Raw genomic sequence first — 21,425 nt, 5'->3', positions numbered from 1 at the left:
AATCCTTCCACAGTGTGCTGAAGAAGGAGTTTATTTACTGCACCAAATTTCAAACGAAGGTCCAAGCGCAACAAGAAGTATTTGAGTACATCGAGCTCTTTTATAACCGGAAGCGAATCCACGGTTCATTGGGTTACCTATCTCCTGACCGATTTGAAGCTGAGTACTATAAAAGCATTTGTAAGCAACGTTAGTTGGTGTCTACTTTCTTGACAGAGGTCCAAAAATCAACTTACGGCGGATAAAGACACGTAAAATCTACTCAAGCTGCCGCTGTAAGACGAAAATTCCGTGTTACAGCTCGAAAACTTAGCGCGTGATGTGCTGGAAGGAAAAAAACCACTTACGCGCAGCTCTGACCGATCAGTTGCTCTAGAAGCAGCATATAGGACAAAGATGCAGAGAGTGGCGTGCGATGCTCTGTTGTAGACTTCATAAGAGTGTTTACCCTTTGTACGCCTACGATTAAAGCAGACACCGCAAACAGCCGCCCGCTGCCCGGCCGGCTACTTGCATTGGGGGTTGCTTCTTCAACGAGCACAGTATGCTGATTCTCTGCAATAGCTAGCTCTTCTGAAACGTATTCAGAATGGCCTTTACAAACCCGCCCAGAAACTTTGGCAGCTTGATCGTATAAAACTTCATGCTCCACCCCTCCTCAAACTCATAAGGAACATTCAATATGAACTTCCCTTAGCATGTATTGCCACTTTCCTAATTGCCTGCCGTTATACTTACAGATATAAAAAAAAGGCTACAAGAACATTCGTTCATGTAACCATACTATGCATCATTGGATTGTCCTATTCCATACTGCCGTCATCAGCCTACTACTTAGCGCAGCGATGCGATCGCTGCCCTGCGGTCACGCTCTGTGAATACGGCATTTCCCGCAACAAGAACATTAGCCCCTGCTTCGCGCACAAGAGGCGCTGTCGCAGTGTTAACGCCTCCGTCCACCTGAATATTAATATGGTCCAATCCGCGTGCATTCAGCATCGCTCTCAGCTCTTTAAGCTTGGATAAAGACTGTGGTATGAACTTCTGTCCGCCGAAGCCAGGGTTAACAGTCATGAGCAGAACCATATCCAGTTCCTCCACGATGCAATCCAGTGCAGAAAGAGGTGTAGCGGGATTGAGCGCAACTCCTGCTGGCAGCCCCGCATCCCTGATCATCCCGATAACTCTATGCAGATGAGGGCATGTCTCAGCGTGAACTGTAATCCGGTCTGCTCCCGCCTCTATGAACGCAGGAATAAAATTTTCTGGACGTTCGATCATCAGATGAACGTCAAAAGTCAGCTTCGTATACGGCCTAATCGCACTTACGACAAGCGGTCCGAAGGTTAGGTTCGGCACGTAATGGCCATCCATTACGTCGATATGAATCCAATCCGCTCCCGCTTGATCGACCTCTTTAACATCTTCCGCCAGTGCGGCGAAGTTCGCCGATAGTATGGATGGTGCTATGATAGTCATGTTAGTACCTCCGCTTTTTCTCTTTCATTTCCGCCATGAATTGCAAATAATTCTCGTATCGGCTAGCTGCGATTGTTCCCGCCTCCATAGCATCCAGAACAGCGCAATCCGGCTCATGCATATGCGTACAACCGCGAAACTTGCAATCGGGCGCCAATTCGCGCATTTCCCGAAAACAGCTGCCGAGCTCTTCAATACCCAGCTCTGTGAAATCAAGCTGGCTGAAGCCCGGCGTATCGGCCACATAACCATCGCCAATGCTAACAAGCTCGACATGCCTCGTCGTATGCTTGCCGCGTCCGAGCTTATTGCTGATCGCATTCGTCTCCAGAGACAGACCTGGAACGAGCGCGTTCAGCAAGGATGACTTGCCCACGCCAGACTGACCGGCAAATACGGAGAGATGTCCTTGAAGACGCCCTAGAAGCAGCTCTGTTCCATCTCCTTGGCTGGAGCTGGTCGTCATCACTTCATAGCCAATAGGCTCGTAGATCCGAATGACCTCCTGCATCATATGCTGAGCTGCTTCGGTATCCTCGCCTTCCCTTGCGAGATCCTGCTTGCTTAAGCAAAGCAGCGCCTGAATGCCCGCATGCTCGATATGCACAAGAAACTTATCCAGCAATGTCAAACTTAGCGCGGGCTCGGTTAAGGAGAATACCAGAACTGCAAGATCGATATTAGCCACTTGAGGACGAATCAGCTCCGAGACGCGAGGCAGAATAAAATCAACTGTGCCTTCACCGTTCTCTGTTGCTTCGAATTCCACCAAATCACCGACTAGCGGCGATTCGCCCCGCTTCTTGAATATTCCCCGTCCTCTGCACTGAATAGGAGTCGAATCCTTGTCTGCGCCTTGGGGCAGCACATAATAATAACCGCTCAAAGCCTTGACGATTCGTCCAACCTGACTATCACTGTTCCGGTTGTTCTGGTTGTTCTTGCTGTCCTTGCTGTTCTTCTGGGATTGTACCGTCATTAGTTTCAATCTCCTCGGTCTGAGCCGGCTCAACTACCGGTTCCTCTTCACCTGGAACTGTCTCCGGCATGGAATTATCGCCAGACTTCACTTCATCATATGTCTTCGTAAAGGTATCTACCAGCTGATTGTCTCTATATATCGTTACCATAGCCTCTGTATTCGGCGATAGCACCACTTTAACCTCGAAGGATTTTGTGTCTTTAATCTTCTTTTTGCCCCACTCGACATTCTCTTGGCGGGCATCGCTGTAAACGATTCGAATTTCGCTCGTTTTGCCTGCTTGCGCTGGCGAAATCATAATATTATACGTATACTCAAGCGCATCCTTAGGCAAGCCCGAGCTGATCGTTAATGTAATCTCAGCGCCTTCTGCCACGGGATCTCCCTCATCATACGGATGCTGGGCGAGCACTTCACCCTCCGGTTTGTAGCTCTCTTCCCGTACAATATTATTCTCATCAATTTTCAGACCCTTGGCTTGCAGCTTCTTGATTGCATCCTTCTCCATAAGTCCAACAACCTTCGGCATCGGGAACGTTTCTTTCCCTTTGCTTACTGTAAAGGTAAACGTTGCTGTTTTCGGATCGAATGACTCGCCTAGCGCCGGTGTCTGCTTTAAGATAATGCCAGGGGCCTCATCACTATGATCTTCCACCTGTTCAATGCGGTTACCGTCAATGCCCATACTTATAAGTTCTTCGTACACTTCACTATAGACGCGCCCTTTATAATCTTCAACTGTCTCCAGCTTGGGCCCAGAGCTGACGAACAGCTTGACGAATGCGCCGACCTTGACACGTTGATTGGCTATGGATTGGTCATATACGGTATCCTTAGGAACACCTTCCTTTTCCATATACACAGAAGGATTCTCCACTTTGAGACCAACTGCTTCCAACGCCTCGCGCGCCTTGACCTCTGTCATATTAACGACGTAAGGAACCTCAACCTCTTCCTCATCGAACCATCCAAGCACTGTCCTTGCTCCCCAGAAAACAAGTGCAATGATCAGTAATGTAGTTGCAACCGTTACAACTGGCTTCACCCATTTGCGCTTGCGTGAATCATCAAGCCCGCTGGAGTCCCAGCGCTCTTCTTGATCCGGCTGGGCATTCGCCGCGTCATTCCGGACTGCAGCTCCCGGAGCAGCCGCCAGCGTATCAGCAATACTGCCGCGAATAGCCGGCATAATGCGTGTCTCATCCAGATCAGAGGTATCGTTATTGAACGTAATCTTAGGTTCATTAAGACGATTAGGCTGCAGACAGGTCTCCAGATCCTGCAGCATCTCGCTTGCTGAAGCATAGCGCTCATTCTGATTTTTCCGCATCGCCTTGAGTATGACGTTCTCTACGCTCTGCGGTATGTAAGAATTGACGATTCGAGGCTCCTCGAACGTCTCCTGCAAATGTTTGAGCGCGACACTGATGGGACTCTCCCCGAGAAAGGGCAGCTGTCCTGTAAGCATCTGGTAGAGCACAATTCCTAAGGAATAGATATCGGACTTCTCCCCTGTACTAATTCCCTTTGCATGCTCTGGAGAGAAATAATGAACAGAACCAAGCACCGAACCGGTTTGTGTTATCGTAGAGGACGTTACAGCACGAGCAATTCCGAAGTCGGTTACTTTAACACGGCCATTCTTCCCGATCAGAATATTATGCGGTTTAATGTCACGATGGATAATTTGATTATGATGTGCATGTTCAAGCGCATCGCATATTTGCAGCGATATTCGAACCGCTTCCTCTGTCTGCAGGGGCGCGCGCTCCTGAATAATCTCATTCAGATTGTTGCCCTCTACATATTCCATCACGATGTAGTGTGTATCTTCTTCTTGTCCAACATCATAAATACTGACGACGTTGGGATGAGACAGTGCAGCAGCAGACTGAGCCTCTCTGCGGAAACGACGAATAAACTCCTCGTCATGAACAAACTGCTGTCTTAGTATCTTGACAGCGACATTGCGGTTCAGCAGCACATCATGCGCCTTATAAACAAGTGCCATGCCGCCGCCGCCGATGCGGGTAATAATCTCATATCTCCCGCCTAATTCATGTCCAATCATGTCGCACACTCCTCTTGCACTGTGTCGTCGGCATGATGCAGCAGAACGACGGTTATATTATCGTCGCCACCGGCTTGGAGCGCCAAATCAACGAGCCTGTCCGCTTTGGCATCCAAATCCAGCCCGCTCTCCAGCAGCGTCAGACTAATTTGCTCTTCGCTCACCATGGTCGTCAAGCCGTCGCTGCATAGTAGAAGCAGGTCGTCCGGCGCCCATGATATTCCTCTGACATCCACCTCAACCAGCTCATCGGTTCCTAGCGCTCTTGTCAATACATTGCGTCGCGGGTGATGCACAGCTTCCGCTGGTGTTATCTGTCCTGATTTGACCAGTTCATTCACCAGCGTGTGATCCTCTGTCAATTGAGAGAGTACACCATCTCTCCATTTGTACGCTCGACTATCGCCAATATGACCGACTACGCCATTATCAGGCTGCAGCAGCGCTGCAACCACCGTTGTCCCCATATTATGATATTGCTTGTTGCTCGAAGCCATGCCATAAACCGTTTCATTGGCTTGAAGAATCGCTTGACGAACAAGTGTTTTGCGCTCTTCCAGCGTTAGCGTCGATGAGCTCCCTTGCAGCGCTTCGCGAAAGGTGTCGACAGCTAGCTGGCTTGCCACGTCGCCGGCTTGATGGCCTCCCATCCCATCGGCGACGATGGCCACTATCATATTCGAATCCGTCTTTTCTGCCCAAGCGCGATCCTCATTAACAAGCCGGATCCGCCCGATATCGCTTCGATAAGCCATTCTCATTACCAGATCACCCCGCAGTAGACTCCATATGTTTAGCTCGTAGTTGTCCGCACGCTGCTGCGATATCATGACCTTGCTCTCTGCGGATCGTTGCATTGATCTTGTTCTGTTCAAGGATGCGGTGAAATTCAAAAATTTGCTCGCGCGGCGTACGCACATAATCGCGCTCCGGCACATGATTGACCGGAATGAGATTAACATGGCACAGCATGCCATGAAGGACATCAGCAAGCTCCTGGGCATGTTCGCTGCCGTCATTCACACCGCCTATGAGCGCATATTCAAAAGTAATCCGGCGACCTGTCTTGGCAATGTAGGCATGGCAAGCATCCATCACTTCCTCGAACGGGTATCTCCGGTTCACCGGCATCAGCTTGGAGCGGAGTTTATCATTGGGTGCATGAATGGAGATCGCAAGATTAATCTGCGTATTCTCTTCGGCGAACTTGTAGATGCTTGGCACAATGCCGCTCGTCGAGACAGTGATATGGCGCTGGCCGATATTCAAGCCTTTCTCATGAATCATAATACGGAGAAAAGCCATCGTTGCGTCATAGTTCTCGAAGGGCTCGCCCGATCCCATTATAACGATACTGGACACTCGCTCATTCGTTGCATCCAGCATTTGCTGCGCTTGAACGACCTGAGCGACAATCTCCCCTGCGGTCAAATTACGTTTCAAGCCGCCAAGCGTTGACGCACAGAAGGTGCAGCCGATTCTGCAGCCGACCTGCGTCGTGACACAGATACTGTTGCCGTAGCTGTGACGCATAATGACGGTCTCGATCGCATGATTGTCGTGAAGCCCGAACAGAAATTTGACTGTCCCGTCCTTCGATTCAAACTTCGTAATCTCAGAAAGCGTCACAAAGCTGAACTGCTCCTCAAGCTTCTCACGCAGCGCCTTGGACAGATTCGTCATCTCCTCAAAGCTCATGACCCGCTTCACATAGAGCCAATCAAACAGCTGGCCTCCGCGAAAAGCAGGCTCGCCATTTTGTTTCATCCAATCTTGAAGCTGTTCTAACGTATAGTCGTAGATGAACGGTTTCATCGTTTCACACCTGTTTTCTATTAAATTGGAATTGGGCGGACCACATGACCGCCACCGCTTATTTTACCACAAACGCCCATGTCAGGCCACAGGACCGTCATGGGCGTTCATTTTTCAGTTGAAATGCACTTATTTTACACGTTTCAAACGAGCGATATAGAAGCCATCACTGCCGAAATGCTGCGGAAGCAGCTGGACGTCCCCCTTGAAAGAAGCAGCCGAGATGACGCCTGCTTGGCGCAGCGGCGCCAGCACCTCCTCCGGCCAATCCGAGTCCTGCTGGAAATCAGCATTGCTCTCCAGGAATGCTTGGATTTGCAGCTCATTCTCTTCTTCCGCTATCGTACATGTGCTGTAGATCAATCTGCCGCCAGGACGAACCAGCTTGGCTGCCTCCTGGAGCAATCTTCGCTGAAGCACTGCAATATCGCGAATATCCCCAGCAGTCTTCGTCCATTTTATTTCCGGCTTTCGCCTGATTACGCCGAGACCTGAACAAGGGGCATCCAATAGAACCAGATCGAAGCCGCCTTCACCATGCTGCTTCGCCAGATCGCCCGCATCGCCTGTCGCAGCTTGAATGGAGCGAAGATGCAGCCGCTCCCCCTGTTCTTCAATCAGCTTGCGCTTGTGGGGATGAACATCGTTGGCTATGACGCGACCTTGATCCTTCATGATTTCTGCTAAATGTGTCGTCTTGCCTCCCGGCGCTGCGCAGCAGTCCATCACGGTCATGCCAGGTGCTGGAGCGCAAACCTCGGCCACAAGCATCGAGCTCTCGTCCTGCATCGTCCAGAGTCCTTTATTGAACCCCTCCGACACCGCCAGATTCCCGCCGCCTCTGACAACGACACCGCTCGGCGCCAGCTTGGAAGGCGATGCGTCGAAGCCCGCCTCGGCCAGCGCTTGAATGGCCTCATCCCGTGTTGCTTCCAGTCTGTTGACTCTTATGCTTGCATGCGGCGATTCATTGCTGGAAGCGCAGATCGCCTCGGTCTGTTCTTCCCCGTACGTTCTGATCCAACGCTCTACAAGCCAATCTGGATAAGAATGTCCAATTCCAATCCGCTTCACAGGGTTCTTCTCATCAATTCCGCTCTTCATGCTCGCCAGCTGACGCTCCATGTTGCGCAATACACCGTTAACCATGCCAGATATACCGGCATGACCACGCCGCTTCGCAATAACGACCGCTTCATTAACAGCTGCATGCGCAGGAATACGATCAAGGAACAGGAGCTGATAAGCGCTCATTCGCAGCAGTTGAAGAACCCATGGCGTCAGCTTGTCCAATCCCTTGGACACCAAACCGTTCAGCCGGTAATCCAATGTGCGCTGCCGCTGAATCGTTCCGTATACCAGCTCAGTAGCCAGCGCGGCATCCTGACGTGACAGCTGCGCCTCCTGCAGAGTGCGATTCAACTGTAAATTGCTGAATGCGCCGGACTCCGCTACTTTAATCAAGGTATGCAGCGCGACTTCCCGGGCAGTAAGCTGCTGCCTCGACTTCTGGGGCTTTCGTTGGCCGCTCAAGATTGGCCACCGCCGAATTGCGAACCAGCCGCCAGCTTCGCGCCCTTGAGGAACTCGGCCGCTGGCATCGCTCGCTTGCCTGCTGGCTGAACCGTCGTAAGCAGCAGCAGTCCATCGCCAGTTCCGACCAGAATTCCCTCGCTGCTCGCATCTATAACCGTTCCTGGCTGCACATCAGCTCCGTCTTTCTTCGCTTCGATGATTTGACAAGCCCACAGCTTGAACGTTTCTCCATTCCACAGGGTGAACGCGCCAGCCATCGGCGACAATCCTCGCACTTGATTGAAGATCGAGCGGGCAGAGCCGCTCCAATTGATCCGCTCATCCTCGCGGGTTAGATTAGGCGCATAAGTGGCGTCCGCCTCATTCTGAACAGCAGCCTGCACAGTGCCGTCTTCTATTGAAGGCAGTGTTGCCATTAAGAGCTCCGCGCCGGCAGCGCTAAGCTTCTCGAACATCGTCCCTGAAGTATCCTCATCACTAATCGGCAATTCGACTCTGCTTATCATGTCGCCTGTATCCAGACCCTCTGCCATATACATGATCGTTACTCCCGTCACTTGCTCGCCATTCATAATGGAACGTTGAATCGGCGCTCCTCCGCGATATCGGGGCAGCAGCGATCCGTGCACATTCACACATCCAAGCCGCGGCACTTCCAGAACAGCTTTGGGCAAAATTTGTCCATAGGCAGCTGTAATGATCAGATCAGGATTGAGTGCTGCAATTGACGATACTGTATCTGAGCTCCTAAGCCGCTCAGGCTGCTCCACGGGCAGGCCGTGCAGAAGCGCCGCTTCCTTCACCGGAGGCGGTGTCATCGTTTTTTTGCGTCCCTTGGGACGATCCGGCTGCGTGACAACCAGAACCACTTCATGTCCTGCCCCGATTAAAGCCTGCAAGGATGGTACAGCAAAATCAGGTGTTCCCATAAAAATAATTCTCATCCCATCACTCCTCGTGCTTGCGCGCGCGGACTGCCGCATCGTAGATCGAATCCGCAATATCAGTGAATAAGACACCGTTCAGATGATCCACCTCATGCTGGAAAGCACGCGCCAGAAAATCAGTTGCCTCCATCTCAAAAGCCGCGCCATTGCGGTCAAAGCCTCTCAGCTTAATGCGCTGTGCACGACGTACATCGCCATTCAGGTCAGGTATGCTGAGACAGCCCTCCGGTCCGAGCTGCTCGCCTTCCTTCTCGATTATCTCAGGATTGACCATTTCGATCAGTCCGCTCTCATCACCCACATCAACAACGATTACGCGCTTGGATATGCCAATCTGCGGCGCTGCAAGTCCTACGCCTTCGGCATCATACATCGTCTCAGCCATATCGTTAAGCAATTTATGAAGATTCGCATTAAATTTCGTTACAGTCATTGCCTTCTCGCGAAGGATAGAATCTGGATCTTTCACTATAAACTTAATCGCCATCGCCGTTCCTCCTACTAAAATTTTGTACATGGCTGCACATTCAGCGCACCGCGCGCAGCTCCCAACATGCGGTGTTTCGCTGCATGACGGCGGTCGGCCGACCACACCGGCCTCTTCGCCGGAAGAGGACAGCCTAACCATTATCTATAAAATAACCTGTGGATCAACATCCACGCTTATTCCCACCGGGGGTACTCCGTTTCGGTCCGAAATTGCACGGATGGCAGCTTGAAGAATGCCGGTCGCGTCAATGTTCCCACGATATTTTAACATACATTGAAATCGATAGCGATCCTTCATTCTCGGAATCGGAGAGGCTACAGGTCCAAGTATATCAATGAATCTCCCGTCCGAATTGTCTGATGATGTGATTCCTGAATCCGCCACCCCCTGTCGAAGCTTGGCAGCCAGCTGCTCTCCTGTCGTCAATAACAGAGGCAGCGCTTCATGAGATAACGTGATCAAGATGAGTCGACAATAAGGCGGATAGGACATCACCTGCCTATGCTTCAGCTCAGCAGAGACAAATGCCGCAAAATCGTGATGCTGCGCCGCAATAATTGCAGCGTGCTCTGGATTGTAGGTTTGAATAATAACCTCGCCAGGAAGCTCATGTCTGCCCGCACGTCCCGCAACCTGCGTCAGCAGCTGAAACGTCTTCTCCGCAGCTCGAAAATCCGGCAAATGCAATGAAGTATCTGCCGCGATAACGCCCACTAATGTAACATATGGAAAATCAAGACCTTTGGCGACCATTTGTGTGCCAAGCAGCACATCTGCTTGACGATCTCCGAACATGGTCAGCCACTTCTCATGCGAACCCTTCTCTGTGGTCGTATCGACATCCATTCGAATGACCCGAATACCAGGGAACAGCTTCGACAATTCCTCTTCCACGCGCTGAGTGCCTGTTCCGAAGAAGCGGATATGCTCGCTTTCGCAGGAAGGGCATTGTGTCGGCGCAAGCTCCGCATGCCCGCAATAATGGCAGCGAAGCGCCCGGGACTTCTGATGAAAGGTTAGCGATATGTCACAATGCGGACATAACGCCGTATAGCCGCATGAACGGCACATCACGAAGGTAGAATGTCCGCGTCTGTTAAGCAGCAGAACCGATTGCTCGCCCCTCTCCAGACGCACGGCCAACGCTTCATGAAGCTGTCGGCTGAACATCGAACGATTGCCGTTCTTGAGCTCTTCCCGCATGTCAACGAGCTGAACCTCTGGAAGCGGCCGGCCGCCAACTCGATGAGGCATCGGGAGCAGTGCTGGCGGGCGTCCCGATCCGACAGCCCCGCTGCTCTCTGTCACGCCGCCTCCTGAGGCTGCTGCTGGAGCTGCCGCCTTCTCGGCAGAAGCTCGTTCAATCGCAGTGCCGCTTCTGGAAGCTGCTGCATAGCTTTCGAGCGATGGCGTCGCAGAACCGAGCACAACGACCGCGCCATGCTGTCTTGCTCTTCTCACTGCGACATCGCGAGCATGGTACTTCGGGCTCTCCTCCTGCTTATAAGAAGATTCATGCTCCTCATCGATAATAATGAGTCCGATGCGCTGGAATGGAGCAAAGATCGCCGATCGCGCGCCCACTGCAACCTGCGCTCTGCGTTCACGAATTTTGCGCCACTCGTCATAACGCTCTCCATTGGACAGACGGCTGTGCAGAACGGCAACCGCATCGCCGAATCTGCCTTTAAACCGCTCCACCATCTGCGGGGTCAGCGCGATTTCGGGCACTAGAACGATCGCTTGCCGCTCATGCTGCAAGCAATGCTGGATCGACTGCAAATAAACTTCTGTTTTGCCGCTTCCCGTCACGCCATGCAGCAAGAACACACGGGAATCCCCGGCATCTACTGCAGAAGAAATCTCGCCGTAAACAGCCTGCTGCTCAGCTGTCAAAGACATCGCAGTCGTTTGCATGAATGACCGTCCCGCATAGGGATCGCGGTTATGCTCTATCTCGCGCAAGACTATCAAGCCCTTGTCTGCCAATGCTCTTACTGTGCTTGACGTCGTTTGCGCCTCTTCCACTAGCCGCTGCAGCGCAATCGGCTCTCCATGCGCCAGCATATAGCGCAGCACCTCGCGCTGTTTTGCCGCTCTGGACGGAAGACCTTCCAGCGCCGCTTGCGCTGCTTCTTGATCCTCTGGAGGAAATACCGTCAGCACTTTGCGAACTGCTAGACGGTCGCGAATGGATACCCGTTCTATGAGAAGCCCGTCACTAATCGCACCCTTGACGGCGACAGCCTCTGTCGGATAGCGTTCTTGCAACGTGGAAAGCTTGACCGTTCCACCATTTCGTCTTATATAGTCCAGCCAATCATATTCGATCGGCAACAAATCAGACGTTTCCTTGCCTTCCTCTTCCGCGAGGGAGACATAGGTTTCCGCCTTCCCCTTCAATGCAGCAGGGATCATCGATTGCAGCGCTGTCGTAAGGGCGCAGCAGTACTTGCCGCTTATCCAAGTCGCGAGTTCAATCAGATCTGGCGATAGCGGCGGCGAATGGTCAAGGAGCTCTGAAATGGGCTTCAGCTTGGACACATCGACATCGGTGAACGGCGCCAGTCCGATTACAAAGCCCTGAACGACACGTCCTCCGAAAGGAACGCCTACTCTGCTGCCAATTTCCACCCAGCCTTCCAGTCTGGCCGGTACGTTATAATCGAATGGCCGGTCAGTCTGCCTGCTGGGAACATCAACGATTACTTTGGCGATCATCCACGATCCCCCTTGTCTGTTATCCGCTCTGCAATAAGCGTCAACAGACGATGAGCCACCTCACTCTTTTGCAGCATGGGCCAAGAAGCAATCCGTCCCTCTTGTCCGAATAGATGTACAATATTCGTATCTCCATTAAACCCTGCGCCTTCCACTGACACATCGTTCGCAACGATGAGATCGCAGTTTTTGCGAATCAGCTTATCCATGGCATAATGCTCCACCTGCTCCGTCTCAGCGGCGAAGCCGACTATAAACTGACCCTTTTTCCGCTGTCCAATCGTCTGGAGGATGTCGGTCGTCCGCTCCAGCTCGATAACCAGCCGATCGCTCTTCTTCTTCAGCTTGCTGTCAGCTCTGGCTATCGGACGGTAATCGGCTACAGCAGCAGCTTTAATAACGATATCCATATCGTCGAACCGGCTCAATACTTCCTCCAGCATCTGCTCCGCTGATTCTACCCGCACCACATGAATGCCCGCAGCAGGCTCCCCTTGAATTCTTGCAGCTATTACGGTTACGTCAGCGCCTCTGTTCACCGCAGCCTCAGCAATAGCGAAGCCCATTTTTCCTGACGAATCATTCGTCAAGAAACGAACAGGATCAAGCCGCTCTATCGTTCCACCTGCTGTTACAAGCACCTTCTTGCCCTTCCATGACGAGCCTTGGGCGAACCACTGCTCTGCCGCACGGACAATATCCTCAGGCTCAGCCAACCGCCCTTTGCCCACATAGCCGCATGCAAGCTGCCCTGTACCCGGCTCTACATAACGAACGCCGCGTTCACTCAGCAGCTCCATATTTCTCACTACTGCCGGATGGGCATACATATGCACATTCATCGCAGGTGCAACGAGTATCGGCGCCGTTGTCGCAAGCAGTGTAGTCGAGAGCATGTCGTCCGCAAGGCCGTTCGCCATCTTGGCCAGCAGATTGGCCGTTGCCGGCGCAATGATAACGAGATCGGCGCGGTCAGCCAAATCAATATGCGAGACAACAGCAGGATTAAGCTCGTCGAATGTATCGATATAGACAGGATTGCGTGATAACGTCTGCAGCGTCAATGGCGTAATAAATTTAGTTGCCGATTCCGTCATGATGACAAAGACGTTAGCGCCCCCCTGCACCAGCCTGCTGCAGAGCGTCGCCGCTTTATAAGCCGCGATACCGCCTGATATGCCGAGCACAATCGTTTTCCCAAGCAGCATGTAATTCCAGCTCCTCTCCGTTCCCCAATCATAAATATCCATGAAAATAAAGCAATAAAGCCGATTCCATCCCATTTTTCCGTTACAATAACTAAGCCTCTATATAAGTGAATAAAAGAATGAACAACAGAGCGGAGCAGGGGAATGTTTCTGGAGAAGCGTCAGCGCTCGCCTTTGTTCCCGGAATTCCACCATGAACCACTTCAATTCTAGAATTCCGGGAACAACAGCGATCGTAAGAACATTCCCCCGCACAGCGGCCGTTGTTTCTTTCATAAAAAAATAACAACCGCAAAGGGTTGTCATTGAGGAATTGATGTTAATCTTCTCTATTTCCGCTTACTACAACCAGTATATCATTGTAGATTTCTTCAAGAGCAACACCGACATATTTGTGTGACTTCGCATTGTACATGTCCGTCTTGCTGCCGTCTCGCAACATCCGGGCTCTTCTTGATGCAGCAACTACGAGTGAATATTTGCTGTCCACTTTCTGCAGCATTTCATCAATGGATGGATATAACATCTCTATTCACCTCGCTCATGCTTTCTCTGATGTTTCCTTTTTTGCAGCCAAACCAGCCAGAAACCGATCCTTGCGGCAGCGTTCTGCTGTTATAATACATTGTATTCTATGGCATGCGGCATCAATCTCATCATTCACTACCGCATAATCATAATAGCGGATAAGATTCATCTCTTCTACGGCGACAGACATCCGGTTGTCAATAACATCGGCGGCCTCTGTACCCCGTCCGGTAATCCGTTCCTTCAGTTCCTCCAAGGATGGCGGCACCAGGAAAATGAATACCCCTTCCGGGAACTTCTCCTTAACCTTCAAAGCACCCTGCACTTCAATTTCAAGTATGATGTCCTTGCCCGAATCAAGCGTACGCTCAACGAAATCACGCGGCGTGCCGTAGTAATTGCCTACATATTCCGCATATTCCAATAGCGCGTCACGAGCTATCATATCTTGAAACTGCTCTCTTGATCTGAAGAAATAATTCACGCCGTCAACTTCACCCTGGCGCGGTGCGCGCGTCGTCGCCGACACGGAATAAATAAGGTCATCTTGCTTTCGTCTAAGCTCAGAGCAAACAGTGCCTTTGCCGACGCCTGACGGACCTGATAATACGAGCAACAATCCTCTGTTCATAATACTCCCCGTCACTATTCGTCGTGATCGTCATCCTTGGTTGACAAGCGGTGAGCAACCGTCTCAGGCTGAACCGCAGACAGGATAACGTGGTCGCTGTCCGTAATGATAACAGCGCGTGTGCGTCTACCGTACGTTGCATCTATGAGCATATGACGGTCACGAGCCTCTTGAATGATACGTTTAATTGGTGCGGATTCCGGGCTTACAATCGAAATAATGCGATTAGCGGAAACAATGTTTCCGAAGCCGATGTTTATTAATTTGATGGCCATGTCAGGCTCCCCCCGGTCTATTTCGTGTATACAAGAGCAACGCAACACGAAGTATAAATGAACGCAAGAATGATGAGTTATTACCTCTGCCAAGTATCGATGAGGCGGCAGTCATTGCACTATTCTTGACGAAAAAAGTCCGGAGCATACGTTCGGTCCAGCAATGCTCTCTCTGCTGCCCTCTCTGGCAACCATCAAGATCAGCCTGTCCGTCGCGATATGCCTCTGGCATGGCAAGTGCATCCATTGCTCTATTCTAATTCATTTTGCTACGCTGAACAAGTGTTTCAGCTATTTTCTCCCTGTCTTGCTCCATACGTATTCTGTTAATTGAGCTGTCATTTCGTAGAACATAAATGGAGTAATGAGATAGATGCCGTTGAAATGATCCAGAGCGGCGTCGAGCAGCTCTTCCGCGATCCGTACACCCTCGGCGCGCCCAGTCTCGCCTTCCAATCCCGCCATCCGCTGGCGAACCTCGTCAGAGAGCTGAATCCCGGGCACTTCGTTGTGCAAATATTCCGCATTTCGCCCGCTGGCAAGCGGCATGATTCCGATGAACACCGGCACTGAGAGATGCTTCGTCGCTTCAGCGACCCGCACGATCAGCTCTTTGTCGTACACGGGCTGCGTCATAATGTAATCCGCCCCGGAATCGATTTTGCGTTCCAGACGCGTAACGGCCTTGTCCAGATGCTTGACGTTAGGGTTAAACGCCGCGCCTACGACGAATTTCGCCTTTTGCTTAAGCGGCTTGCCAGAGAATGCGACACCTGTGTTCAACTGCTTGATCATGCGAATCATCTCAAAGGAGGTCAGATCATAAACCGAGCTGGAGTCCGGCAGATCACCGAATCTGGCCGGGTCTCCCGTTACAGCCAGCACATGATCGATGCCTAAAGCATCAAGCCCCATCATATGGGACTGCGTTCCGATTTGATTGCGGTCGCGGCAAGCAATATGAACTAGCGGCCTTATTCCGACATGCTGCCCGACCAGAGAAGCCAGCGCGATATTGCTCATTCTCGTTACTGCGAGCGAATTATCCGCCATCGTAACAGCATCCGCCTGCACGGCTTTGAGCGCAGCAGCGCCAGCCATAAATTTGCGAATATCGAGATCGCGCGGCGGATCAAGCTCAACGATGACAGTATGACGATGCTTCACCAGCTCGACGATCGATGGCTCCTGCTCCTGCGATTGCGGCACGATTGGTTCGGATTGGGGCTCGGCATTCGACGAAATAACCGCGACCGAAGGTTGAAGAGTTTCCATCGTCGCCTCTTGAGCTTGAACCGCCTGCGGGATATATCCGTTCAAAGCTTCAGCGATGGCAGCGATATGCTCTGGAGTCGTGCCGCAGCAGCCTCCGATTATACGCGCGCCCCTGTCCGCAAATTTGCGTGCGGAATCCGCAAAGTACTCCGGTGATGCAGTAAACATATATTTGCCATCCACATAGTCGGGAATTCCGGCATTCGGAAATACAGACAGCGGCAGCTTGATTTCCTCCGCAATTGAATCGATGGCCCGCATGATGCCGTTTGGACCGCTTCGGCAGTTAAAGCCAACAACATCAGCTCCTGCACTACGCACACGCTCGAATGCTGCGCCAAGTGAAAGGCCGTCCTGGGTTACTGCTTCCTTCTCTACTGCAAATTGGCAAATAACCGGCAGACTCGTCGCTTTGCGCGCGATCGACAATGCCAGCTCCAGCTCCTCCAAATCATAGAACGTTTCAAGAATCAATCCGTCAACTCCAGCATCCACCAAAGCATGGATTTGCTGCTGGAATGATTTGGTCAGCTCGGATGTCCGGATGTTTCTGCGTTTGCCGGCTCTAATTGCTCCAACTGCGCCAACCACATACGCATCATCACCGACTCCTGCTCTTGCCAGCAGCACTCCTGCACGGATAATCGCCTCTACATCTGTATCCAAGCCATATTTGTTCAAGCTCTCGCGATTCGCTGAGAAAGTGTTGGTCTCAATTACGCGTGCACCTGCTTCATAATACCGGCGGTGAACATTCTCAATAAGCTCCGGTCGCAGCAAGTTGAATTCTTCGTATGAAACGCCGACAGGGAACCCCATCTGATACAGATAGGTTCCCATTGCGCCGTCCCCGGTTAAGATGCGCGCACCAAGCGCTTCCCGCAAATCCGGTTTCATGTTTGTAATCTCCTTCTTATGCCTGCCTTACAGTGTTCCGCGGAACACGTTTGCTGCAGGTCCCGTCATATATACATGATTATCTTCTTCGTTCCATTCGATGTTTAGGTCCCCGCCCTTTAAGGACACTACCGCCGTACGGTCGGTATATCCGTTCAAGACAGAGGAGACAACTGTCGCACACGCGCCTGTTCCGCATGCTAATGTAGGGCCAGCGCCCCGCTCCCATACCCGCATATCTGTATAATCACGCGAACGAACAGTCACGAATTCGACATTGATTTTACGCGGGAACAGCGGATGAACTTCAAGCTTGGGTCCCCATTGCGCCAGATCGAAGCCAGCAGCATCATCCACGTAGATGACACAATGCGGATTACCCATAGATACGGCCGTAAAGCGGAACTCGCGCCCGTCTACTTCAATAGACTGGTTGATTACCGGATTGGCATCAATGGTTGTCGGAATCTGCAAGCCATTCAGAATAGGCTCGCCCATATCGACACGCACAGTTTGCACCTCGCCGTTCACGATGTTCAGCTGAACCTGCTGCACGCCAGCTCCAAGCGTCTCAATGGTTATCGAATCTTTGTCCGTTAAGCCGTTGTCATACACATATTTGGCGACGCATCGGATTGCATTGCCGCATTGCTCTGCTTCCGTTCCGTCCGAATTGATAATGCGCATACGAAAATCTGCAGTCGAGGAGGGCAAAATATAGACTAAGCCGTCAGCTCCAATTCCGAAATACCGGTTGCAAAGTTCAAGCGCCAACTCCGAGGCATTGTTCGGCAAGCTGTTCTCACCTTCTATAACGATGAAGTCATTTCCTAGTCCATGCATTTTTGTGAAATTCATAATGCCGTACTCCTTCTCCCACAACAGTCTATACTATTGCTCTCAATTTTTCTATAGCTTATCGCAAAGAAAAGAGAATGGCTATTCATGATTTGATCGAATTTTTGTACTTTAATCCCCCTAAATCCCCCTTGGAAAGGGGGACCCCATTGGGCTCCGCCCTCTGGACACCCGGATTTTTGCCGTACTCATCTTCTGCGGCGCACCCGTTCTCTCTTCCCCCGTATTCCCGCTCTGTCCTTCGGACACGCTCTACTTCTATCGCCCCTGCTTGTGCTTCGCACTGTGATCTAATAACGTTTGTGCTGCTGAGACGCATTTTTAGTTTTTTTGTGCGACTGTGTCGCTTAAACCCCTGATAGTACCATCTTCATTTTTAGATGGTTTGCCCTGTCCGGTATTTGATTTTATTGCCTTTTATCCATAACCCGAGTCAGTATATCGAACATGTCGTCGATCTCTGCTTTGCTTACTGTGAGCGGCGGTATGAGTCTGATTGTATGCGGATGCGGCGAGTTAATCAGCAAGCCCTCTGCCATACACTCTTCCACAAGCTCTCTTCCTATTGCTTCTTGCAGGTCAAATGCGATGAGCAGCCCCTTGCCGGATATGCGCTGGAATTGGTATTTGCTTCTCATCCCCTCTAGTCGCTGAAGGATGTAATTTCCCTGCTGCTCGGCGTTGTCGGCTAACTGCTGATCGATGATTTCGTTCAAAACCGCAATTCCAACCGCCATCGCGAGTGGCTGACCGGAATAGGTTCCGCCTTGATCGCCTGCCTCGAACAGGTTATATTCTGCCTTGGTTAATACGGCCGACAACGGAAATCCGCCTCCAATGCCCTTGCCCAATGTCATGATGTCAGGCTGTATCCCATAGTGCTCGTATGCAAACATTTTCCCCGTTCTTCCAAGTCCTGTCTGTATCTCGTCAAAGATCAGCAGTACTCCGTTCTCATCACAAAGCTGGCGAAGCTTGGCTATGTACGCTTCCTCCGCTACTCGAACTCCGCCTTCACCCTGCACAAGCTCCAGCATGATCGCGCAGGTGCTGCTGCCTACTGCCGCTTGCATCGCTTCGATATCGTTGAAGGGAACTTGCAGAAACCCGGGAACTTTAGGCTCGTAGAGATGCGCCCACTGCTGCTTGCCAGTCGCCGACATCGTCGCAAGCGTCCTACCGTGAAATCCATTTTTGACGGTTATGATCTCATACGCCCCGCTTCGATTCCTCGCGCCATGCTTTCTCGCCAATTTGATCGCGCCCTCATTCGCCTCCGCTCCGCTGCTTGCGAAAAACACTTTGTCGAACCTGCTAATCTCCGTCAGCCGCTTGGCAAATTCTATCATCGGTCTGTTGTAGAACGCCGGGCTGGCATTTACGAGTGTCGCCGCCTGCTTCTCTAGCGCTTTCTTAATTGCGAATGGAGAATGCCCCAAGCACACGACCGCCCACCCGCCAACGAAATCCAAATATTTCTTGCCCGCTGTATCCCACAAATACAGTCCCTCGCCACGCTCCATTACGATATCTGGCCGATTCGCTGTAAAAAGTATGGTCTCATTCCCCGCGTCAAGCAAACGCGCTGTGTCTGTGTCTGGTTCTATGCTCATTCTCCATCATACCCTTCCCGCTCTGGTTTGAATTATTATACTTATTAATGTATATTTATTCAACACTTTGTGAAAAATATCTCTTGCTTCTTCATTTGAGAAGCTGCTCTTCTATTTCTCATCAATTTTTATCTGCAAGCGACGCTTCCATCCGATAACTGGAATCGGCTCTCCGCAACCTCTATAATATAGGTGTCGTATTGTCATTTCTGCACATACTATTCTGCACATACTAATGCAAACTTGAAGAGGAGAGATCATTTGAACCTACTACATAAAACTGCAATTATTACCGGGGCCGGCAAGGGAATCGGGAAGGCTGCTGCGATCGCTTTAGCCAAGGAAGGCGTCCATCTCGGACTGCTCGCTAGAAACAGCTCCAATCTGGAAACCTTGCAGTCATCGCTTTCTTCCGACTATGGCGTCAATGTCTATATTGTTACGGCAGATATTACCGACAAAGCTGCAGTGGAGCAAGCGATTCTACAGCTCGGGGAACAGCTTGGTTCTATTGATATTCTTATTAATAATGCCGGTATCGCCCATTTCGGGACGTTGCTTGATATGGATTCTGAACTGTGGGAGAGCATCATTCAAACGAATCTCATGGGCACGTATTACACGACTCGCGCTGTACTGCCGACTATGCTGCAGCAGAACAGCGGCACGATCATCAATGTCGCTTCAACCGCTGGTGAAAGAGGCTTCGCAACAGGCTCCGCTTATTGCGCCTCAAAATTTGCGGTGATGGGCATGACTGAGGCGCTGATGGGCGAGGTTCGCAAATCCAACATACGTGTCACTGCGCTAACTCCTAGTACGGTTAATACGGATCTTGCCGTTAATGCCGGTCTCAAAATAGGCGACGAGGATCGGATGATGCAGCCTGAGGATGTAGCCGAATTGATTCTCGCCACCATCAAGCTGCCGCCACGAGTGTTCATTAAATCAGCAGGCATTTGGACGACCAACCCGCAATAAGCAGCTAGGCCGACTGAAGCTGCCAACGATATGTTATGAAGGAGCTGACGATGTATGCCGTATGATCATCTACGTATTTCTGTGCTCGACCTCGCTCCCATCCTACTGGGTGGAACAGCGGCAGACTCCTTTCGGAATACGCTCGATCTTGCTCGCCATTCAGAGAAATTAGGCTACTTCCGATATTGGCTTGCAGAGCATCACAATATGCCGGGCATCGCCAGCTCGGCTACCTCGCTCGTTATTAGTCATGTTGCGGCAGGCACTGAACGGATTCGAGTCGGTTCCGGCGGCATTATGCTCCCTAATCATGCGCCGCTAACGATTGCGGAGCAGTTCGGGACTCTGGAGTCGTTATATCCTGGACGAATTGATTTGGGTCTAGGCAGAGCCCCCGGCTCTGATCAGCCCGCAGCCCGCGCTCTCCGGCGTACGCTGGGCACTGGCGGTCAGGATTTCCCGGAGCTGCTCAGCGAGCTGCAAGCTTTTTTGGACCCGGAATCCGATGCGCGGCCAATGGGAGTTCGAGCTGTTCCCGGCGAAGGTTTGAACATTCCGATCTGGCTGCTGGGATCAAGCGATTTCAGCGCTCGGCTGGCAGGCCGGCTTGGGTTGCCCTTTGCTTTTGCCAGCCACTTCGCACCGGATTATTTGTTGCCGGCCCTTGAGCTGTATCGAAGCAGCTTCACGCCCTCGGCAGCACTGAAGAAGCCCTACGTTATGATCGGCATCAATATTGTAGCCGCTGATTCAGATGAAGAAGCCAAGAGACTGGCTACCTCTCAGGAGCAGCAATTTCTGAACCTTATTCGCGGTCGTACAAGTCCGCTGCTGCCGCCAGTGGAAAGCATGGACACCCAATGGTCACCGCAAGAGAAAGCGTTGATTCGCAAGCAATTAAGCTATGCCATCGCTGGTAGCAAGGAAACGATTATAACGAAGCTCCCGCTCATTCTTGAGGAAACAGGAGCCGATGAGCTTATTATTACTGCCCAAATCTATGATCATGAAGCCCGGCTGTATTCTTATCAGCTGCTGGCGGAAGCTGTGGATGCCATTAAGCGCTGACAACAGAGCAATGCCTCCCTTCTCGCACCGCGCGCAGCAACAGAAAAGTC

The 21,425-nt window shown here is 51.4% G+C and carries 20 protein-coding genes; 3 read left to right on the top strand and 17 right to left on the bottom strand.

Annotation, left to right across the window (positions count from 1 at the left end; all coding sequences use genetic code 11):
* A partial coding sequence (locus L6H65_RS13420) for an IS3 family transposase (protein ID WP_236343045.1) occupies positions 1-194 on the top strand: 194 nt, incomplete at its 5' end.
* Positions 195-564: 370 nt separating this feature from the next.
* Here L6H65_RS13420 and spoVM read toward each other — a convergent pair.
* The 17 genes from spoVM to L6H65_RS13335 all read right to left on the bottom strand — a co-directional run bounded on the left by spoVM (position 565) and on the right by L6H65_RS13335 (position 19,326).
* A complete protein-coding gene (gene spoVM, locus L6H65_RS13415) occupies positions 565-645 on the bottom strand; it encodes a stage V sporulation protein SpoVM (protein ID WP_040711006.1) in 81 nt (26 codons plus the stop codon).
* Between the two features lie 189 nt (positions 646-834).
* On the bottom strand, positions 835-1,479 hold the full coding sequence (gene rpe, locus L6H65_RS13410) for a ribulose-phosphate 3-epimerase (RefSeq protein WP_236343044.1): 645 nt from the start codon (positions 1,477-1,479) through the stop codon (positions 835-837).
* Position 1,480: 1 nt separating this feature from the next.
* Positions 1,481-2,458 carry a ribosome small subunit-dependent GTPase A gene (gene rsgA / locus L6H65_RS13405; protein WP_236343043.1) on the bottom strand — a complete coding sequence of 326 codons (978 nt, stop codon included), beginning with the start codon at positions 2,456-2,458 and terminating at the stop codon, positions 1,481-1,483.
* Complete coding sequence (gene pknB / locus L6H65_RS13400; RefSeq protein WP_236343042.1) at positions 2,394-4,532, bottom strand: Stk1 family PASTA domain-containing Ser/Thr kinase; 2,139 nt, start codon at positions 4,530-4,532, stop codon at positions 2,394-2,396. The genes rsgA and pknB overlap by 65 nt, the downstream gene beginning before the upstream one ends.
* The gene (locus L6H65_RS13395; protein WP_236343041.1) at positions 4,529-5,293 is read right to left on the bottom strand and encodes a Stp1/IreP family PP2C-type Ser/Thr phosphatase; all 765 of its coding nucleotides are present in this window, start codon (positions 5,291-5,293) and stop codon (positions 4,529-4,531) included. The genes pknB and L6H65_RS13395 overlap by 4 nt, the downstream gene beginning before the upstream one ends.
* Before the next feature lie 7 nt (positions 5,294-5,300).
* Positions 5,301-6,347, bottom strand: a complete 1,047-nt coding sequence (rlmN, locus tag L6H65_RS13390; protein ID WP_236343040.1) for a dual-specificity RNA methyltransferase RlmN — start codon at positions 6,345-6,347, stop codon at positions 5,301-5,303.
* Between the two features lie 129 nt (positions 6,348-6,476).
* Positions 6,477-7,880 carry a 16S rRNA (cytosine(967)-C(5))-methyltransferase RsmB gene (rsmB, locus tag L6H65_RS13385; RefSeq protein ID WP_236343039.1) on the bottom strand — a complete coding sequence of 468 codons (1,404 nt, stop codon included), beginning with the start codon at positions 7,878-7,880 and terminating at the stop codon, positions 6,477-6,479.
* Entirely contained in the window at positions 7,877-8,827 is a 951-nt protein-coding gene (gene fmt, locus L6H65_RS13380; protein WP_236343038.1) for a methionyl-tRNA formyltransferase, read from the bottom strand. The genes rsmB and fmt overlap by 4 nt, the downstream gene beginning before the upstream one ends.
* 4 nt (positions 8,828-8,831) lie before the next feature.
* Positions 8,832-9,317 carry a peptide deformylase gene (def, locus tag L6H65_RS13375; RefSeq protein WP_236343037.1) on the bottom strand — a complete coding sequence of 162 codons (486 nt, stop codon included), beginning with the start codon at positions 9,315-9,317 and terminating at the stop codon, positions 8,832-8,834.
* A gap of 144 nt (positions 9,318-9,461) precedes the next feature.
* A complete protein-coding gene (priA, locus tag L6H65_RS13370; protein ID WP_236343036.1) occupies positions 9,462-12,041 on the bottom strand; it encodes a primosomal protein N' in 2,580 nt (859 codons plus the stop codon).
* Positions 12,038-13,249: a bifunctional phosphopantothenoylcysteine decarboxylase/phosphopantothenate--cysteine ligase CoaBC gene (coaBC, locus tag L6H65_RS13365; RefSeq protein ID WP_236343035.1), complete on the bottom strand. Its 1,212-nt coding sequence runs from the start codon at positions 13,247-13,249 to the stop codon at positions 12,038-12,040. Before coaBC ends, priA begins: the two co-directional genes overlap by 4 nt.
* A 319-nt stretch (positions 13,250-13,568) precedes the next feature.
* Complete coding sequence (gene rpoZ, locus L6H65_RS13360; protein ID WP_236343034.1) at positions 13,569-13,775, bottom strand: DNA-directed RNA polymerase subunit omega; 207 nt, start codon at positions 13,773-13,775, stop codon at positions 13,569-13,571.
* A gap of 15 nt (positions 13,776-13,790) precedes the next feature.
* Positions 13,791-14,408: a guanylate kinase gene (gmk, locus tag L6H65_RS13355; protein WP_236343033.1), complete on the bottom strand. Its 618-nt coding sequence runs from the start codon at positions 14,406-14,408 to the stop codon at positions 13,791-13,793.
* 14 nt (positions 14,409-14,422) lie between these two features.
* On the bottom strand, positions 14,423-14,683 hold the full coding sequence (remA, locus tag L6H65_RS13350) for an extracellular matrix/biofilm regulator RemA (protein WP_020615370.1): 261 nt from the start codon (positions 14,681-14,683) through the stop codon (positions 14,423-14,425).
* A gap of 291 nt (positions 14,684-14,974) precedes the next feature.
* Complete coding sequence (locus L6H65_RS13345; protein WP_236343032.1) at positions 14,975-16,855, bottom strand: bifunctional homocysteine S-methyltransferase/methylenetetrahydrofolate reductase; 1,881 nt, start codon at positions 16,853-16,855, stop codon at positions 14,975-14,977.
* 27 nt (positions 16,856-16,882) lie between these two features.
* Positions 16,883-17,713 (bottom strand): diaminopimelate epimerase, encoded by an 831-nt coding sequence (gene dapF, locus L6H65_RS13340; protein ID WP_236343031.1) that lies wholly within the window; start codon positions 17,711-17,713, stop codon positions 16,883-16,885.
* A 407-nt stretch (positions 17,714-18,120) separates the two neighbouring features.
* Positions 18,121-19,326 (bottom strand): aspartate aminotransferase family protein, encoded by a 1,206-nt coding sequence (locus L6H65_RS13335; protein ID WP_236343030.1) that lies wholly within the window; start codon positions 19,324-19,326, stop codon positions 18,121-18,123.
* 261 nt (positions 19,327-19,587) lie between these two features.
* Here L6H65_RS13335 and L6H65_RS13330 point away from each other — a divergent pair, with 261 nt between their 5' ends.
* Positions 19,588-20,307, top strand: coding sequence for a 3-ketoacyl-ACP reductase (locus L6H65_RS13330; RefSeq protein WP_236343029.1), 720 nt, complete (start codon positions 19,588-19,590; stop codon positions 20,305-20,307).
* Positions 20,308-20,361: 54 nt separating this feature from the next.
* Positions 20,362-21,375, top strand: a complete 1,014-nt coding sequence (locus L6H65_RS13325) for an LLM class flavin-dependent oxidoreductase (RefSeq protein ID WP_236343028.1) — start codon at positions 20,362-20,364, stop codon at positions 21,373-21,375.
* Positions 21,376-21,425: the final 50 nt, after the last annotated feature.

Source organism: Paenibacillus plantiphilus (genome assembly GCF_927798095.1).
GTDB lineage: Bacteria > Bacillota > Bacilli > Paenibacillales > Paenibacillaceae > Paenibacillus_Z > Paenibacillus_Z plantiphilus.
This window is presented reverse-complemented; position numbering and strand designations above follow the sequence as displayed.

Bases quoted from the DNA above. Each gene is read 5' to 3' on its own strand.
- priA (WP_236343036.1), bottom strand. From the start codon at position 12,041: ATGATCGCCAAAGTAATCGTTGATGTTCCCAGCAGGCAGACTGACCGG.
- rsgA (WP_236343043.1), bottom strand. From the start codon at position 2,458: ATGACGGTACAATCCCAGAAGAACAGCAAGGACAGCAAGAACAACCAG.
- L6H65_RS13335 (WP_236343030.1), bottom strand. From the start codon at position 19,326: ATGAGCATAGAACCAGACACAGACACAGCGCGTTTGCTTGACGCGGGG.
- rpoZ (WP_236343034.1), bottom strand. From the start codon at position 13,775: ATGTTATATCCATCCATTGATGAAATGCTGCAGAAAGTGGACAGCAAA.
- remA (WP_020615370.1), bottom strand. From the start codon at position 14,683: ATGGCCATCAAATTAATAAACATCGGCTTCGGAAACATTGTTTCCGCT.
- gmk (WP_236343033.1), bottom strand. From the start codon at position 14,408: ATGAACAGAGGATTGTTGCTCGTATTATCAGGTCCGTCAGGCGTCGGC.
- fmt (WP_236343038.1), bottom strand. From the start codon at position 8,827: ATGAGAATTATTTTTATGGGAACACCTGATTTTGCTGTACCATCCTTG.
- rlmN (WP_236343040.1), bottom strand. From the start codon at position 6,347: ATGAAACCGTTCATCTACGACTATACGTTAGAACAGCTTCAAGATTGG.
- dapF (WP_236343031.1), bottom strand. From the start codon at position 17,713: ATGAATTTCACAAAAATGCATGGACTAGGAAATGACTTCATCGTTATA.
- pknB (WP_236343042.1), bottom strand. From the start codon at position 4,532: ATGATTGGACATGAATTAGGCGGGAGATATGAGATTATTACCCGCATC.
- def (WP_236343037.1), bottom strand. From the start codon at position 9,317: ATGGCGATTAAGTTTATAGTGAAAGATCCAGATTCTATCCTTCGCGAG.
- L6H65_RS13395 (WP_236343041.1), bottom strand. From the start codon at position 5,293: ATGAGAATGGCTTATCGAAGCGATATCGGGCGGATCCGGCTTGTTAAT.
- rpe (WP_236343044.1), bottom strand. From the start codon at position 1,479: ATGACTATCATAGCACCATCCATACTATCGGCGAACTTCGCCGCACTG.
- L6H65_RS13345 (WP_236343032.1), bottom strand. From the start codon at position 16,855: ATGAAACCGGATTTGCGGGAAGCGCTTGGTGCGCGCATCTTAACCGGG.
- spoVM (WP_040711006.1), bottom strand. From the start codon at position 645: ATGAAGTTTTATACGATCAAGCTGCCAAAGTTTCTGGGCGGGTTTGTA.
- coaBC (WP_236343035.1), bottom strand. From the start codon at position 13,249: ATGCTGCTTGGGAAAACGATTGTGCTCGGCATATCAGGCGGTATCGCG.
- L6H65_RS13325 (WP_236343028.1), top strand. From the start codon at position 20,362: ATGCCGTATGATCATCTACGTATTTCTGTGCTCGACCTCGCTCCCATC.